The 17,012-nt window shown below is 69.3% G+C and carries 13 protein-coding genes; all 13 read right to left on the reverse strand.

The genetic code is table 11. The features are described 5' to 3' along the window. Positions 1 to 7: 7 nt before the first annotated feature. Positions 8 to 784: a 3-oxoacyl-ACP reductase gene (locus GKE56_RS08270; RefSeq protein WP_154684135.1), complete on the reverse strand. Its 777-nt coding sequence runs from the start codon at positions 782 to 784 to the stop codon at positions 8 to 10. A 12-nt stretch (positions 785 to 796) separates the two neighbouring features. Beyond that, positions 797 to 2,182, reverse strand: coding sequence for an aldehyde dehydrogenase (locus tag GKE56_RS08275; RefSeq protein ID WP_154684136.1), 1,386 nt, complete (start codon positions 2,180 to 2,182; stop codon positions 797 to 799). Between the two features lie 107 nt (positions 2,183 to 2,289). Continuing rightward, complete coding sequence (locus GKE56_RS08280) at positions 2,290 to 3,657, reverse strand: glutamine synthetase family protein (RefSeq protein ID WP_154684137.1); 1,368 nt, start codon at positions 3,655 to 3,657, stop codon at positions 2,290 to 2,292. Between the two features lie 16 nt (positions 3,658 to 3,673). After that, entirely contained in the window at positions 3,674 to 4,390 is a 717-nt protein-coding gene (locus tag GKE56_RS08285) for a FadR/GntR family transcriptional regulator (RefSeq protein WP_230208836.1), read from the reverse strand. Positions 4,391 to 4,467: 77 nt separating this feature from the next. After that, on the reverse strand, positions 4,468 to 6,045 hold the full coding sequence (locus GKE56_RS08290) for an amino acid permease (RefSeq protein ID WP_154684139.1): 1,578 nt from the start codon (positions 6,043 to 6,045) through the stop codon (positions 4,468 to 4,470). 123 nt (positions 6,046 to 6,168) lie between these two features. Then, the gene (locus tag GKE56_RS08295) at positions 6,169 to 7,281 is read right to left on the reverse strand and encodes a branched-chain amino acid aminotransferase (RefSeq protein WP_154684140.1); all 1,113 of its coding nucleotides are present in this window, start codon (positions 7,279 to 7,281) and stop codon (positions 6,169 to 6,171) included. A gap of 89 nt (positions 7,282 to 7,370) precedes the next feature. After that, positions 7,371 to 8,432 (reverse strand): 3-isopropylmalate dehydrogenase, encoded by a 1,062-nt coding sequence (locus GKE56_RS08300; RefSeq protein ID WP_154684141.1) that lies wholly within the window; start codon positions 8,430 to 8,432, stop codon positions 7,371 to 7,373. A gap of 560 nt (positions 8,433 to 8,992) precedes the next feature. Then, on the reverse strand, positions 8,993 to 10,579 hold the full coding sequence (gene serA, locus GKE56_RS08305) for a phosphoglycerate dehydrogenase (protein WP_154684142.1): 1,587 nt from the start codon (positions 10,577 to 10,579) through the stop codon (positions 8,993 to 8,995). 170 nt (positions 10,580 to 10,749) lie between these two features. After that, on the reverse strand, positions 10,750 to 11,778 hold the full coding sequence (ilvC, locus tag GKE56_RS08310) for a ketol-acid reductoisomerase (RefSeq protein ID WP_154685693.1): 1,029 nt from the start codon (positions 11,776 to 11,778) through the stop codon (positions 10,750 to 10,752). Positions 11,779 to 11,878: 100 nt separating this feature from the next. Further along, positions 11,879 to 12,391 (reverse strand): acetolactate synthase small subunit, encoded by a 513-nt coding sequence (ilvN, locus tag GKE56_RS08315; RefSeq protein WP_154684143.1) that lies wholly within the window; start codon positions 12,389 to 12,391, stop codon positions 11,879 to 11,881. Between the two features lie 123 nt (positions 12,392 to 12,514). Beyond that, entirely contained in the window at positions 12,515 to 14,302 is a 1,788-nt protein-coding gene (locus GKE56_RS08320; protein ID WP_230208837.1) for an acetolactate synthase large subunit, read from the reverse strand. Positions 14,303 to 14,588: 286 nt separating this feature from the next. Next, entirely contained in the window at positions 14,589 to 16,304 is a 1,716-nt protein-coding gene (gene ilvD / locus GKE56_RS08325; protein WP_154684145.1) for a dihydroxy-acid dehydratase, read from the reverse strand. A gap of 127 nt (positions 16,305 to 16,431) precedes the next feature. After that, on the reverse strand, positions 16,432 to 16,956 hold the full coding sequence (locus tag GKE56_RS08330) for a histidine phosphatase family protein (RefSeq protein WP_154684146.1): 525 nt from the start codon (positions 16,954 to 16,956) through the stop codon (positions 16,432 to 16,434). Positions 16,957 to 17,012 lie beyond the last annotated feature (56 nt).

Here is a 17,012-nt window from a genome sequence, read left to right on the forward strand (position 1 = left end):
CCAGCCATCACAGTGGAGTGACGTACGCGCCGGAGATCCCGCCGTCGACGAGGAACTGGGACGCGGTGATGAAGCTCGACTCGTCGCTCGCGAGGAACAGCACGGCGTTCGCGATCTCGTCGGGCTCGGCGAACCGGCCGACGGGGATGTGGACCATCCGTCGGGCGGCCCGCTCGGGGTCCTTGGCGAAGAGCTCCTGCAGCAGCGGGGTGTTGACCGGGCCCGGGCACAGCGCGTTCACGCGGACCCCCTCGCGCGCGAACTGCACACCGAGCTCGCGCGACATCGACAGCACGCCGCCCTTGCTGGCCGTGTAGGAGATCTGGCTCGTCGCGGCACCCATCACGGCGACGAACGACGCGGTGTTGATGATCGACCCGCGCTTCTGCTCGAGCATGTAGGGCAGCGCCGCCTTGCAGCACAGGTAGACGCTGGTGAGGTTGACCTCCTGCACCTTGCGCCACGCGTCCAGGTCGGTCGTGAGGATCGAGTCGTCCTCGGGCGGGGAGATGCCGGCGTTGTTGAACGCGATGTCGACGCTGCCGAACCTGTCGTTGGCGGTCGCGAACAGGCGTTCGACGCCGTCGGGGTCAGTGACGTCGCAGTGCACGTAGGCACCTGCGACCTCCTGCGCGACCTGCTCGCCGGCCGTGTCGTCGAGGTCGCCGATGACGACCGTGGCGCCCTCCTGCGCGAAGCGGCGGACCGTCGCCAGCCCGATGCCGCTGCACCCGCCCGTGACGACGGCAACTTTGCCATCGAGCCTGCCTGCCCTGCCTGTCATGTGTGAGTCCTCTCAGGATTCGCTGGAGCTGCTGTCACTCGAAATGAACACGTTCTTGAGCTCGGTGAACGCGTCGAGCGCGTCGGGCCCGAGCTCGCGGCCGAGACCGGACTGCTTGAAGCCACCGAACGGCGTCGAGTACCGGACGCTGCTGTGGGAGTTGACGGACAGGTTGCCGGCCTCGACGCCGCGAGCCACCCGGATGGCCCGGCCCACGTCGCGCGTCCAGATCGAACCCGACAGCCCGTATGCCGTGTCGTTCGCCTTGGTGACCGCGTCGGCCTCGTCGTCGAACGGCATCACCGCGACCACGGGGCCGAAGATCTCCTCCTGCCAGACGCGGTCACCGGTCGAGCGCGGCAGCACGACCGTCGCGGGGTACCAGTAGCCGTCCCCACCCGGCGCCTCACCGCGGAACGCCACATCGACCGGCTCCGACGACTCGTCGACGAACGACCGCACCGTCTCGCGTTGGCCGGCGCTGATCAGCGGACCCATCTCGGTCGACTCCTGCGACGGGTCGGCCACGACCACACCCTTGACAGCTGGCTCGAGCAGCTCCATGAAGCGGTCGAACACACTGCGCTGCACCAGGATTCGGCTGCGGGCACAGCAGTCCTGGCCAGCGTTGTCGAAGACGCCGTACGGCGCGCTCGCCGCAGCGCGCTCGAGGTCGCTGTCGGCGAACACGATGTTGGCGCTCTTGCCCCCGAGCTCGAGCGTCACGCGCTTCACCTGGTCCGCGGCGCCGCGCATGATCCGCTGGCCGACGGCCGTCGAGCCGGTGAAGCACACCTTGCGCACGGCTGGATGGGTCACGAACCGCTCGCCCACGACCGACCCCTTGCCCGGGATGACGGTGAAGACGCCCTCGGGGAGCCCGGCGTCCAGTGCCAGCTCGCCGAGGCGGATCGCCGTCATCGGCGTGAGCTCCGCCGGCTTGAGGACGACGGTGTTGCCGGCGGCCAGCGCAGGCGCGAAACCCCATCCGGCGATCGGCATCGGGAAGTTCCACGGCACGATGATCCCGACCGTGCCGAGCGGTTCCTTGAACGTGACGTCGAGTCCCCCGGCCACCGGGATCTGGCGCCCGAAGGCGCGTTCGGGGGCGGCTGCGTAGTAGGTGAGCACGTCGCGGACGTTCCCGGCCTCCCACCGTGCGTTCCCGATCGTGTGGCCCGCGTTGGCGACCTCGAGCCGGGCCAGCTCCTCGAGGTGGGCATCCACCTCGTCCGCGAAGCGGCGCAGCAGGCGACCGCGGTCCGCCGGGGAGACAGCACGCCACGCCGGTCCCGCGGCTTCCGCCGCGGCGATCGCGGCGTCGGTCTCGTCGAGCCCGGCCAGCGCGACCTGGGCGACGACCGTCTCGGTCGCGGGGTTGATGACTTCGTGCAGCATTGAATCTCCTGCTACGCCCGACGGCATTGAATCTCCTGCTACGCCCGACGGCATTGAATCTCCTGCTACGCCCGACGGCATTGAATCTCCTGCTACGCCCGGAACCTTCACAGTCGCTCGAACCCCCTGATCCGCTCCCAGTCGGTCACGGCTGCGTTGAAGGCGTTGAGCTCCACCTGGGCCGCATGCGCGTAGTGGTCGACCACATCGTCACCGAACGCCGCCCGGGCCACCGCGGACCCGGCGAACAGGTCACGTCCCTGGCTGAGCAGCGAGGGCACCCGCGCCTTGTCCGAGGCATAGGCGTTGCCACCGAACGCTGGCTCCAGCGGCAGCTCCTCGCGTATGCCGTGGAGCCCGCCGGCGAGCATGCCTGCCACCGCGAGGTAGGGGTTCACATCGCCGCCCGGCACGCGGTTCTCGACCCGCAGGCCAGCGCCGTGGCCGACGACGCGCAGCGCGCAGGTGCGGTTGTCGGTTCCCCAGGCGATCGCCGTGGGCGCGAACGAGCCGGGCTGGAACCGCTTGTAGGAGTTGACGTTCGGCGCGTAGAGGAGCGTGAACTCGCGCATCGTGGCCTGGACACCGGCGACGAAGTGCTCGAACACCGTGCTGCGGCCACCCTCGCGGTCATCGTCGGCGAAGACGATCTGGCCGTCGGTCCCGCGCAGGGAGAGGTGGATGTGGCAGGAGTTGCCCTCGCGCTCGTCGAACTTCGCCATGAAGGTCAGCGACTGCCCGTGGTTCGCGGCGATCTCCTTGGCGGCGTTCTTGTAGATGACGTGGTTGTCGCAGGTCCGCAGCACCGAGTCGTAGAGGAAGGCGATCTCGTGCTGCCCCAGGTTGCACTCCCCCTTCGCGCTCTCGACGGTGACCCCACCGGCATACATCTCGTTGCGGATGTCGCGCAGCAGGGGCTCGACCTTGGTGCCGCCGAGGATGGAGTAGTCCACGTTGTAGCGGTTGGCCCCCGTCAGCCCGGAGTACCTGCGGTCCCAGGCCTGCTCGAAGGTCTCCTCGAAGACGATGAACTCCAGCTCGGTGCCGGCCAGCGCCACGAAGCCGAGCTCCGCGGCGGCGTCGACCTGCGCCTTGAGCACCGCGCGGGGCGAGGGGCGCACCGGACCGCTGCCGTCGAGCCAGGACAGGTCGCACTGGACCGTCGCCGAGTAGGGCTGCCCGGGCGTGCGGCGCAGCGTCGCGAGGTCGAGGTCGAACATCATGTCGCCGTAACCGCGCTCCCACGAGCTGATGGCGTACCCGTCCACGGTGTTCATGTCGACGTCGACGGCCAGCAGGTAATTGCAGCCCTCGGTCCCATGACCCAGCACGGAGTCGAGGAAGAACCGGCCGTGGATGCGCTTGCCCTGCAGGCGGCCCTGCATGTCGGTGAACGCGACGATGACCGTGTCGATGGCACCCGACTCGATCTCGGAGCGCAGCTCCTCGACGGTCAGCTGCGGTGGTGTCGTCATGTCGTCTCCTTGTGGCTCATCCGAGCAGTCCACGGAGCAACGCCGAGGTGGCGTCACAGTGCTCTTCCATGGCGGCCCGGGCCGCCTCGGGGTCGCCCGCCAGGATGGCCCTGACGATGGCGTCGTGCTGGTCGTTGGAGTGCTCGATGTTGCGGCGCAGCACGGGGATGGCGCTGAGCAGCTCGTGGACTGCTGCCTGGGCGCGGGTGACCGCCTCGATCAGCATCGGCGAGCCCGACATGGTCGCCACCGCGAGGTGGAACCGGCTGTCGGCGAGGCGGTGGGCGGCATTGTCCGGCGCCTCACGTGCTGCCTGCGCGCTCTCCAGCAGCCACGCCCGTTGGTCGGCCGCCAGCGAGCGCGTCGCCGCGAGCGCCGCCGCCCCAGGCTCGACGACCCGCCGAAAGTCCATCGCGTCGGCCAGCGCCGGGCCGGTACGCACCGGGGCGTCACCCGTCCCCGGCTCGAGCCCGGCATAGGTGACGATCGTCCCGCCACCGCGGCCCCGCCGCGTCGCGACCAGACCCGAGTCACGCAGCGCCGCGATGGCCTCGCGCAAGGTGTTGCGGCTCACGGCGAGGCGCTCGGCCAGCTCCCGCTCGGGCGGGAGCTGCTGTCCGTCGGTGAAGACGCCCAGCCGGATGGCCGTCGCCAGCTGCTCCACGGTCGCCTCGAACGCGTTGCCCGACGTGGGCCTCAGCACCACGTCGGACAGCGAGGTCAGGCGGTCCACGGCGTTCACCTTCCGATCCAATACCCGGCGGTTGGCCGCGTCAATGGTCTGGATTAGAACCATTGATGACGAAATGGTCAGCGGAACGTGTCGGCGACGTCGACGTCCACCTCGACCTGGTGCTTGGGCCCGGTGAACCACTTCTTCGCCGACAGGTGCCAGAACGCCCACAGCAGGGCCATGGCTCCGAGCACCACGATCGGCGTGTAGTTCACGAACTTCCAGGCGAAGTCCTTGTCGAACGGGTTGCCGGTGTTCACCGTGGGCAGCATCGCGACGACCGAGGTCACGATGATCTCGATGACGGCCAGCGGCGCGAGCCAGCGCCACTTGCGGCCCAGGTTCCACGAGCCCTGCTGGAAGGCGTCGCCCGCGCGCCAGCGGTAGTAGATCGGGATCGCGAAGGCGACGTAGAGCCCGACGACCCCGATCGACACCACCGCGAAGAAGGCGATGGGGACGTAGATGGGGGCGGCGTCGGTGCCGATGTTGACCTTGACCAGGGCCGGAAGGGTGATCAGCACGGCGACGAGCGCGGACAGGATCACGCCGTTCACCGGCACCCGCTTGGCGCTGAGCTTGGACCACAGCCGGGACCCCGGGACCGCACCGTCGCGGCTGAAGGCGAAGAGCATGCGCGTGGTCGAGGTCATGCACGCGGTGGTGCAGAAGAACTGGCCCGCCGTCGAGATGAGCAGGATGGTGCCGGCCCACTTGCTCGAGAGCGCCTGGCTGAAGATGGTGGCCACAGCGCCGCCGCCCTTGGTGACCCCGGCCTCGTCCTGGACCGCGAACAGGAAGGTCAACAGGAGCACCCAACCGCCGATCGCGGAGTAGGCGATCGACTGCCAGATCCCTTTGGCCGCAGTGTTGGCCGCGCCGTGGGTCTCCTCTGATAGGTGGGCCGAGGCGTCGTACCCGGTGATGGTGTACTGCGTGAGGATGGCGGAGATCGGCAGGACGTAGAGCAGGAAGCCGAGGCCGTGCGTGCTCCCCCCGATGAAGCCGGTGTTGTTCACGGTGTGGGTGAACACCGACGAGACACTCGCGTGGTGGGCGGGGATGAACCACAGGATGAGGATCACGGCCAGCGCGCCGAAGACGTGCCACCACACCGAGATGTTGTTGAGCACTGCGAGCAGGTGCGCCGAGAAGATGTTGATCAGCGACACGAGCACGAGCACGCCGATGAAGTACAGGAACACGCGGTTGAGGTCACCCGGCGTGTAGCCGCTGTCGAACGACCCGATGGTCAGGTCGAGGAAGGTCGCACAGCCGTAGGCGACGGACGCGTCGATGGCGAGCAGCCCGATGAGGTTGAGCCAGCCGGTGTAGTACCCGGCCTTGATCCCGCCGAGCTTGCTCGCCCACCAGTAGATCCCGCCCGAGGTCGGGTATGCGGACACGAGCTCGGACATGCACAGCCCGATGGCGAGGATGAACAGGCTGATGATCGGCCAGCCCCAGGCGATCGCCGCGGGACCGCCGTTGTTCCAGCCGACGCCGAAGGTGGTGAAGCAGCCCGCCAGGATCGAGATGATCGAGAACGAGATGGCGAAGTTCGAGAACCCCGACCACGACCGGTCGAGCTCCTGCTTGTAGCCGAGCTCCGCGAGGCGGCGTTCGTCTTCGGACAGATCGGTGACACTGGCCATGCCTGGCTCCTCGGCTCAGAACGACAATGACGCAGAACGACAGTGAGCCGAATGTTTCACCCCCGCCGCCCGCCGTGTCAATGGTCCAATGCCAAACCATTGACAGGCGACGCCCCCGCGCGGTCAGACCAAGCGGGTCATCCAGCCACGGGCGTCCTCGACACGGCCGTACTGGATGTCGAGGAGCCGCTCGCGGATGGTGCGGGTGACCTCGCCGTAGTCGACCCCACGGCGGTGGTCGCAGCTGCCGCCGTCCCATCGCAGCTCGCCCACCGGCGTGATGACCGCGGCCGTGCCGCAGGCGAAGATCTCGACGATGTCGCCGCTGGCCGCGCCGTCCTTCCACTCCTGGATCGGCACCCGACGCTCCTCGGGCTGCAGCCCCAGCTCCTTGGCGAGCTCCAGCACCGACGAGCGGGTCACTCCCTCGAGGATCGACCCAGTGAGCTCGGGGGTGACCAGCCGGTTGTCCTTGGTGACGAAGAACAGGTTCATGCCGCCGAGCTCCTCGACGTGCGTGTGCGTCGAGGAGTCGAGGAACACCGCCTGGTCGCAGCCGTTGTCGATGCCCTCGAGCTGCCCGGCCAGGCTCGAGGCGTAGTTGCCACCGGTCTTGGCTGCCCCGGTGCCCCCCTCGCCCGCCCGCGCGTAGTGCTGGGAGAGCCAGATCGTCACCGGCCTGATGCCGCCACTGAAGTAGGCCCCGGCCGGGGAGGCGATCACGGCATACGTCACCTCGGCCGCAGGGCGAACGCCGAGGAACGCCTCGGAGGCGAACATGAACGGCCGCAGGTAGAGGCTGGTCTCTCCCGTGCCGTAGGCGGGCACCCACGCCTGGTCCACCTCGACGAACGCGCGCAGCGACGCGATGAAGTCCTCCTCGGGCAGCTCGGGGAGGGCCATCCGGCGGGCGCTGCGGATCATCCGCTGGGCGTTGGCCTCGGGGCGGAAGGTCCAGATCGAGCCGTCCTCGTGCCGGTAGGCCTTCATGCCCTCGAAGATCTCCTGGGCATAGTGCAGGACCGCCGCCGAAGGCATGAGCGAGAACGGGCCGTATGCCGTGACCGCGCCGTCGCCCCATCCGTGACCTCGACGCCACGTCGCCGTGAGCATGTGGTCGGTGAACGTGGTGCCGAACCCCGGGTTGGCCAGCACGGCCTCGCGCTCCACGGCCGGCCGCGGGTCGGTGCGGCGGGTGACCTCGAAGGTGAGCGGTGCTGCCGGGGCCTGGGTCATGGAGTCCTCCTGCGTCGGTGCGGGTCTCCTGCCGAGATTACCTGCCCGGCTGGCGACCCGGGCAGGAGAGTTCGAGCGCAGCCGGTGGGTTAGAGGCGGGCGGCGATGGCGTCGCCGACCTCGGGCGTCGAGCGTACGGACCCACCGCGCTCGGCGAGGTCGGCCGCCACGGCCGCTTCGACCTTGGCGGCCTCGTCCTGGCGACCGAGGTGGTCGAGCAGCAGGGCCACGGAGAGGATGGTCGCGGTCGGGTCGGCCTTGGCCTGGCCCGCGATGTCCGGGGCCGAGCCGTGGACCGGCTCGAACATGCTGGGGTAGTCGCCCTCGGGGTTGATGTTGCCGCTGGCCGCGAGGCCGATGCCGCCGGCGATGGCCGCGGCGATGTCCGTGATGATGTCGCCGAACAGGTTGTCGGTCACGATGACGTCGAAGCGACCGGGGTCCGTCGCGAGGAAGATCGTGGCCGCGTCGACGTGCTGGTAGGCCGTCTCGACGTCGGGGAACTCCAGTCCGACCTCGTCGACGGTGCGACGCCACAGGTGGCCGGCGTGGGTGAGCACGTTGTGCTTGTGGACCAGGGTGAGGTGCTTGCGCGGCCGCGCCTGGGCGCGTGCGAACGCGTCGCGGACGACGCGCTCGACCCCGAACCGGGTGTTGACGCTGACCTCGGTGGCGATCTCCTGGGGCGTGCCGGTGCGCAGGGAACCGCCGTTGCCGACATACGGCCCCTCGGTGCCCTCGCGGACGACGAGGAAGTCGATGCCGTTCGGAGCCACTCGCTCGACGGCGAGTGGGCTCTGGACCCCAGGGTAGAGCTTGGCCGGTCGGAGGTTGACGTACTGCTGCAACGCGAAACGCAGTGGCAGCAGCACGCCCCGCTCGAGGACACCGCTGGGCACGGTGGGGTCGCCGATGGCCCCGAGCAGGATGGCGTCGTGGCCCCGCAGCTCGTCCAGCACCGACTCGGGCAGGGTCTCGCCGGTCGCGTGCCAGCGTCGTGCCCCCAAGTCGTACTCGGTCGTGTGGAACTTGCCCGTTCCAGCCGTCACGGCCTCGAGGACCTTGAGCCCCTCGGCGACGACCTCGGGACCGATCCCGTCACCGCCGATGACGGCGAGGTTCACGGTGTCACTGAGAGAGTCGGCGGCCATGCGCACCAGCCTAGGGAGGGTCTTGCGATCTGATATCAACGTCTCATATGCCGAACGACCCCCGGTCGCGTGGCTGGAGGTCGTTCGGTTCGCGTCGCCGTTGACGCGGCGGCTGTCGCGCCGGTCAGTCGTCGGAGTGGCCCTGCTCGCGCAGGTCCATCGACTCCTGCAGTGCCTGCCGTGCCTTCTCTGCTTCTTCGCTCATGATCCTCAGTCCTTGATGATTTCGCCTGTGTCGCAACAGGTGTGAGTGGGGTGGGGTTCTCGGGGGCACTCGCCGGTTGACGGGGTGCACTGCCAGCCACGCACGCGGGATCTCCGCGGCGAGTGGGCTGGCTACCGGAACTCGCCGCGGCGGCTAAGAATTACGAGCTGCCGCGCCATGCCTTCGAGATTACGTGGACGTCCAAGTATTTGATACCCGTTTCCCACGTCGTGAGACACCTCTGGACGTGATCCGCGCCTCATGGTGCGCAGCCCCCCAGACACAGGTATGCCGCCCGCTCGGGTGAGTGGGCGGCATACCTGGGGTGCCACGCGCGGCACCGGCGAAACGCGGCTCAGCCAGCGAGGTCGACGACGCGCACCTCGGCACCGACCTCGGAGGCGATGGCGGCGAGCACGTCAGCGGGGATGGCGCTGTCGACGGTGAGGGCGACGAGCGCCTGACCGCCCTTCTCGTTGCGCGCGACCTGCATGCTGTCGATGTTGACCTGGGCGTCGCCGAGCAGCCGGCCCACGGTGCCGATGACGCCGGGGCGGTCGACATAGGTGAAGAAGGCAAGGTGCTCGGAGAGCGGGACCTCGAGGTCGAAGCCGTTGACGCCGACGACCTTCTCGATCATGCGAGGACCGGTCAGCGTGCCGGCGATGGACACCGTGCTCCCGTCGGCCAGCGTGCCGCGCAAGGTCGTGACGTTGCGGAAGTCCTGGGTCGCCGGGTCGGTCAGCAGCCGCACCTCGCAGCCGCGCTGCTCGGCCAGCAGGGGCGCGTTGACATAGGTCACCGGGTCCTCGGTCACGTCGGTGAACAGACCCTTGAGGGCCGCGAGCTTCCAGATCGAGACGTCGTGCTCGACGATCTCACCCTTGACGTCGACGTCGAGCTGGACAGGCACGGACCCCGCCAGCGCGGTAAAGATGCGGCCAAGCTTCTCGACGAGCGCGATCCCGGGTCGGACCTCCTCCGGCACGGCGCCGCCGGACACGTTCACGGCATCCGGGACGAGGTCGCCTCCGAGCGCGAGGCGAACGGACTTGGCGACGGCCACCCCGGCCTTCTCCTGGGCCTCGTCGGTGGAGGCTCCGAGGTGGGGCGTCACGACGACCGACTCGAACTCGAAGAGCGGGCTCTCCGTGGTCGGCTCGCTGGCGAAGACGTCGATGCCGGCACCAGCCACCCGGCCCTCGCGCAGGGCCTCGGCCAGCGCCTCCTCGTCGACGATGCCACCCCGGGCCGCGTTGATCACGCGCACGGTCGGCTTGACCTTGGTGAGTGCCTCCTTGCCGATGAGGCCGAGGGTCTCGGGGCTCTTGGGCAGGTGCACGGTGATGAAGTCGCTCTGCTCGAGGAGCTCGTCGAGGGTGACGAGCTGCGCGCCGAGCTGGCCGGCCCGCTGGGCCGAGACGTAGGGGTCGTAGGCGAGGATCTCCATGCCGAAGCCCTTGAGCCGCTCCGCGACGAGCTGGCCGATGCGGCCGAACCCGACGACGCCGACCTTCTTGTCGAGCAGCTCGACACCGCCGTACTTGCTGCGCTTCCACGCGCCGCCCTTGAGGGCCTGGTTGGCGGGGGCGATGTTGCGGGCGGTGGACAGGAGCAGCCCGACCGCGAGCTCCGCGGCCGAGGTGATGTTCGACGTGGGTGCGTTGACCACCATGACACCAGCCTGGGTGGCGGCCTTGACGTCGACGTTGTCGAGTCCGACGCCGGCGCGGGCGATGACCTTGAGGTTCTTCGCGACGCCGATCGCCTCGGCGTCCATCTTCGTGGCGGACCGGATCAGCACGGCGTCCACGTCGGCGAGCGCGGGAAGCAGTTCGGAGCGGTTGGACCCGTCGATCTGGCGGATCTCGAAGTCGGGCCCGAGGGCGTCGATGGTCGCCGGCGAGAGCTCCTCGGCGATGAGGACGATCGGCTTGCTCACGTGTCAGTCCTTTGGGGTGGGTTCACGGATGAGGTCGGCACCACGCTGTGCCCGCGGCCAGCATACGGCTCAGTTCAGCATGTGGATGGTCTGCTCGACATGTGACACAGCGCCGGCCGTCCCCCGCGACGGGGGGGACGGCCGGCACACCGCGTCGATCTGAGTGCAGGTCAGCGCGCGGCAGACCCCTCGACGTAGTCGCTGTCGGTCTCCTTGATCCAGCTCATGAGCTTGCGCAGGTCCTTGCCCGTCGCCTCGATCGGGTGCTGGGCGCCCTTCTCGCGCAGGGCGGCGAACTCGGGACCGCCGGCGTCCTGGTCGTCGATGAACCGCTTGGCGAACGCGCCGTTCTTGATGTCGGCGAGGACGGCCTGCATGTTCTCCTTGACGCGCGGGTCGATGACCCGGGGGCCGGACACGTAGTCGCCGTACTCCGCCGTGTCGGACACCGACCAGCGCTGCTTGGCGATGCCGCCCTCGACCATGAGGTCGACGATGAGCTTGAGCTCGTGGAGGCACTCGAAGTAGGCGACCTCGGGCTGGTAGCCCGCCTCGACCAGCGTCTCGAAGCCGTACTGGATGAGCTGGCTCGCGCCACCGCAGAGGACCGCCTGCTCACCGAACAGGTCGGTCTCGGTCTCCTCGGTGAACGTCGTCTTGATGCCGCCGGCGCGCAGGCCGCCGATCGCCTTGGCGTACGACTTCGCGAGCTCCCAGGCGCGTCCGGATGCGTCCTGCTCGACCGCGAGAAGCACGGGCACGCCACGACCGTCGACATACTCGCGGCGCACGAGGTGTCCGGGACCCTTGGGGGCCACCATGAGCACGTCGGAGCCCGCTTCGGGCTTGATGTAGTCGAAGCGGATGTTGAAGCCGTGGCCGAACAGCAGGCCGGCGCCGTCGCGGAGGTTCGGCTGGATCTCGTTCGCGTAGACGGTCCGCTGCACCTGGTCGGGGGTGAGGATGACGACGAGGTCGGCCTCCTTGACGGCGTCGGCGACCGACCGCACGGTCAGCCCCTCGGCCTCGGCCTTGACCCGGCTCTTGGAGCCCTCGGCGAGGCCGACGCGGACGTCCACCCCGGAGTCGCGCAGGTTGAGCGCGTGGGCGTGGCCCTGGCTGCCGTAGCCGATGACGGCCACCTTCGTGCCCTGGATCACGCTCAGGTCTGCGTCGTCGTCGTAGAACATCTCGGCCACGTCGGCCAACTCCTTCGGTTGTGTCTTGCGTTGTGGTTCAGGGAAACTCATGCGTGGTGCGTATGCCGCGGGCTGCCCTGCGTCGGGCGTCCGGCGGGGTCTAGGCCGAGCGGAGCGCCCGGTCGGTGATCGAGCGGGTCCCGCGGCCGATGGCGACCATCCCGGACTGGACGAGCTCCTTGACCCCGAACGGCTCGAGGACCTCGAGGAAGGCCGCGAGCTTGTCGCGGTTGCCCGTGACCTCGATGGTGAGGGCGTCGCTGCCCACGTCGACCACCTTGGCACGGAACAGCTGGACCGTCTCGAGGACGTGGCTGCGGGTCTGCAGGTCGGCCCGCACCTTGACCAGGAGGATCTCGCGCTGCACCGACGCGGTCGGGTCGAGCTCGACGACCTTGAGCACCTCGACGAGCTTGTTGAGCTGCTTGGTCACCTGCTCGAGCGGCAGCGCGTCGACATCGACGACCACCGTCATCCGCGAGATCTCGGCGTGCTCGGTGGGGCCCACTGCGAGGGAGTCGATGTTGAACCCGCGCCGCGAGAACAGCGCGGCGATGCGCGCGAGGACCCCAGGCTTGTTCTCCACCAGCACCGACAGGGTGTGTTTGCTCATCGACCGATCTCCTTTGCGTGGCGGGCGCTCGCTGCGATGCTCACTCGCCCTCCTCCTCGATGCTCGATTGCTCGGAGGAGCTGGCGAGCTCCGCTCCTCGCTCGCTGGCGCTCGCTGCGATGCTCACTCGCCCTCCTCCTCGCGGTCCCACTGGGGAGCCGTGTCCTTGGCCACCTGGATCGCGTCGTTGCTCACGCCAGCGGGCACCATCGGCCAGACCATCGCGTCCCGGTGGACGACGAAGTCGACGACCACCGGGACGTCGTTGATCTCCATCGCCTTGTGGATGGTCGCGTCGATGTCCTCGGGCCGCTCGCAGCGCAGGCCGACGCAGCCGTAGGCCTCGGCCAGCTTGACGAAGTCGGGGATCCGGCTGCCCACGGAGGTGTGCAGGTCGGTGTTGGAGTAGCGCTCGTTGTAGAACAGCGACTGCCACTGGCGAACCATGCCGAGGCTGCTGTTGTTGATGATCGCGACCTTGATCGGGATGTTGTTGATGACGCAGGTGGCGAGCTCCTGGTTGGTCATCTGGAAGCAGCCGTCCCCGTCGATCGCCCAGACCGTGCGCTCCGGCTGGGCGACCTTCGCGCCCATCGCCGCCGGCACGGCATACCCCATGGTGCCGAGCCCACCGGAGTTGAGCCAGGCGTTCGGGCGCTCGTACTGCACGAACTGGGCCGCCCACATCTGGTGCTGTCCCACCCCGGCGACGTACACCGACTCGGGCCCGGCGATGGCACCGATCCGCTCGATGACGTGTTGCGGGGCGACCGTCTCGCCGCCCTCGGGGGTCGTGTAGCCGAGCGGGAAGGTGGCCTTCCAGCCCGCGGTCTGCAGTCGCCACGCGTCGTAGTCGCCCGCGCGCCCCGCCTCGAGGTCAGCCGTCACCGCCTCGATGAGGTCGCCGATGACCTCCTTCACGTCGCCCACGATCGGCACGTCCGCGGTGCGGTTCTTGGAGATCTCGGCCGGGTCGATGTCGGCGTGGATGACCTTGGCCTCGGGCGCGAAGCTCGCCAGCTGGCCGGTCACCCGGTCGTCGAAGCGCGCGCCGAGGGTGATCAGCAGGTCGGACTTCTGCAGCGCCGTGACCGCAGCCACGGAGCCGTGCATGCCCGGCATGCCGAGGTGCAGGGGGTGGCTGTCGGCCACCGCGCCCCGGGCCATGAGCGTCGTGACGACGGGGATCTGGGTCAGCTCGACGAAACGGCGCAGCTCGTCGCTGGCCCGGCCCCGCACCACCCCACCTCCGACGTAGAACACCGGGCGCTTCGCCGCGGCGATCAGGCGGGCCGCCTCGCGGATCTGCTTGCCGTGGGGGCGCGCCACCGGACGGTACCCCGGGAGGTCGAACTTGGGCGGCCAGTTGAACGTCGTCTTCGCCTGGAGGGCGTCCTTCGAGATGTCGACCAGCACGGGCCCCGGCCGCCCGGTCGAGGCGATGTGGAAGGCCTCGGCGATGACGCGTGGGATCTGGTCCGCGTCGGTGACCAGGTAGTTGTGCTTGGTGATCGGCATCGTGATGCCGCGGATGTCGGCCTCCTGGAAGGCGTCAGTGCCGATGGAGGCCGAGCTGACCTGGCCGGTGATGGCCACGATCGGGATCGAGTCCATGTAGGCGTCGGCGATCGCGGTGACGAGGTTCGTCGCGCCCGGGCCGGAGGTGGCCATGCAGACCCCGACCCTGCCGGTGGCGGCGGCATACCCCTCGGCCGCGTGCCCGGCCCCCTGCTCGTGCCGGACGAGGATGTGGCGCACCTTCACCGAGTCCAGGAGCGGGTCGTATGCCGGCAGGATCGCGCCCCCGGGGATGCCGAAGACAGTGTCGACCTCCATCGCCTCGAGGCTGAGGACGAGGCTCTGGGCGCCAGTCACGACGGCCGGAACCTTGGCTCGCGCCTGCTGGGCCATCTGGGATGGACTGGGCGCCGGTGTGGAGGCCGGTTTCGCGTCGCTCACTGTCTCTACCGCTTTCGGTTCTCGCTGGTGTCTGGCCACAAAAAAACCCTCCAGTCCCGGCACGGGACGACGGAGGGCAGCGCGCTTGCTCTCTGGCAGAGAGCCTGCGCGCTAAGGAAGTACGAGAATTCGTGCCACACGAGCACTCTCCCTTCCCGGCCCTTCGGTGTCAACGGGCGAGACAGCCGGTCCCACGATCCGGACCTGTCGTCTCAGTCACAGAACGCCGCCCGTGGCCTCAGTCGCAGACCGCGCCGCGGCTCGCGCTGCCAACCAGCTTGCGGTACTTGCCGAGCACGCCCTTGGGGTACTTGGACGGCGGCGGCTCGAAGCCCTCTGCGCGCCGCGCGAGCTCCTCAGGCTCGACGTGGAGGTCGAGGACCCCGCGAGCCACGTCGAGGGTGATCTGGTCGCCGTCCCGGACGAACGCGATCGGCCCGGCGTCGACGGCCTCCGGCGCGACGTGGCCGACGCACAGGCCGGTGGTGCCACCGGAGAACCGGCCATCGGTGAGGAGCAGGACCTCCTTGCCCAGGCCTGCGCCCTTGATCGCACCGGTGACGGCGAGCATCTCGCGCATGCCCGGGCCGCCCTTGGGACCCTCGTACCGGATGACGACGACGTCGCCCGGGCTGATCGAGCCGTCGCCGACCGCATCCATCGCCGCCCGCTCGCCGTCGAAGACCCGAGCCGTGCCCTCGAAGATGTCGGAGTCGAACCCGGCCGACTTCACCACCGCGCCTTCCGGCGCCAGGGTGCCCTTGAGGATCGTGATGCCGCCGGTCTTGTGGATCGGCTTCTGCATGGCCCGCACGACCTTGCCGTCGACGTCAGGCGGCGCGATGTCGGCGAGGTTCTCGGCCATCGTCTTGCCGGTCACGGTCAGGCAGTCGCCGTGGAGCAGGCCCGCATCGAGCAGTGCGCGCATGACGACCGGCACTCCCCCGACCCGGTCGATGTCGGTCATGACGTACTGCCCGAACGGCTTGACGTCGGCCAGGTGCGGGACCTTGGCGCCGACGCGCACGAAGTCGTCGAGGGTGAGGTCGACCTCGGCCTCGTGGGCGATGGCCAGCAGGTGCAGCACCGCGTTGGTGGAGCCACCGAACGCCATGACGACGGCGATGGCGTTCTCGAACGCCTCCTTGGTCATGATGTCGCGGGCCGTGATGCCGCGGCGCAACAGCCCCACGACGGCCTCACCGGACTTGCGCGCGAAGCCGTCGCGGCGCCGGTCCGTGGCCGGCGGGGCGGCCGATCCGGGGAGCGACATGCCGATGGCCTCGGCGACCGAGGCCATCGTGTTGGCGGTGTACATGCCGCCACACGCACCTTCGCCGGGGCAGATCGCCCGTTCGATCGCGTCGACGTCCGCGCGGGACATCAGCCCGGCGGCGCACGCACCCACCGCCTCGAAGGCGTCGATGATGGTCACCGTCTTCTCCGAGCCGTCGGAGAGCTTCGCGATGCCCGGCAGGATCGACCCGGCATACAGGAAGACGCTCGAGAGGTCGAGCCGCGCCGCGGCCATGAGCATGCCCGGCAGCGACTTGTCGCACCCGGCGAGCAGCACCGACCCGTCCAGCCGCTCGGCGTTCATGACCGTCTCGACGGAGTCCGCGATGATCTCGCGGCTCACCAGCGAGAAGTGCATGCCCTCGTGGCCCATCGAGATGCCGTCGGAGACCGAGATGGTGCCGAACTCGAGGGGGTAGCCGCCTGCGGCGTGCACGCCGTCCTTGACGGCCTTGGCGAGCCGGTCGAGCGAGAGGTTGCAGGGGGTGATCTCGTTCCACGAGCTGGCCACGCCGATCTGCGGCTTCACCCAGTCGTCGTCCCCCATGCCGACCGCGCGGAGCATGCCGCGCGCGGCCGTCTTCTCGAGGCCGTCGGTGACGTCGCGACTGCGCGGCTTGATGTCGACGCCGTCGTGGGTGGGCTCGGTGGTCGTCATGCGCGCAGTCTAGGACGAGGGTCCACAGGGTGGGACGGCGGTCTCACCACGCAAGAGGACCTATCCGTATGCCGGGTGCGGCCGGCTGATGCCGGGTCCCGCGGGCGTGGCGGGCGGCGGGGACTGGTCAACCGCGACAGATGTGGCAGCGCTCCAGCCGCGCCATGCCGTAGTCGAGCCGCTGCCACGGCCCCGAGTACCGCAGCACAGCCAACGACGAGGTGGGGAACCCCGCGGCGAGACACTCGTGCGCCTGGCTCGAACCGTCGCCCTCCGTCAGCCCGCTCGCCAGCATCGCCATCGTCGGGTTGTGACCGACGACGAGGACCACCTGCGCCTCGCCCGCCGACTCGCGGACGCAGTCGAGCACGCCCCGTTCACCACCGGAGTACAGCTCGGGCGGGTACTCGATGTTCTCGCCACACGCGCCGCCCTTCTCCGCAGCCGACCACGTCTGACGGGTGCGAGCCGAGGGTGAGCAGAGGACGAGCTCGGCCCCGAGGGCGTGCTCGTGGAGCCACTGCCCGGCGACCTCGGCGTCGCGGATGCCGCGCCCGGTCAGCTCACGCTCGTGGTCCGGCTTGCCGGCGACCTGCTCTGCCTTGGCATGGCGAAAGAGGATGAGCACCTTGTCATCGCTGGCGAGGGTCATGCCCCCAGCATGGACCCCCGCTGCCGCAACCAACAGTCTTGACAGGGGTTGGCGGC

Origin of the sequence: Nostocoides sp. HKS02, assembly GCF_009707485.1 — a bacterium.
GTDB lineage: Bacteria > Actinomycetota > Actinomycetes > Actinomycetales > Dermatophilaceae > Pedococcus.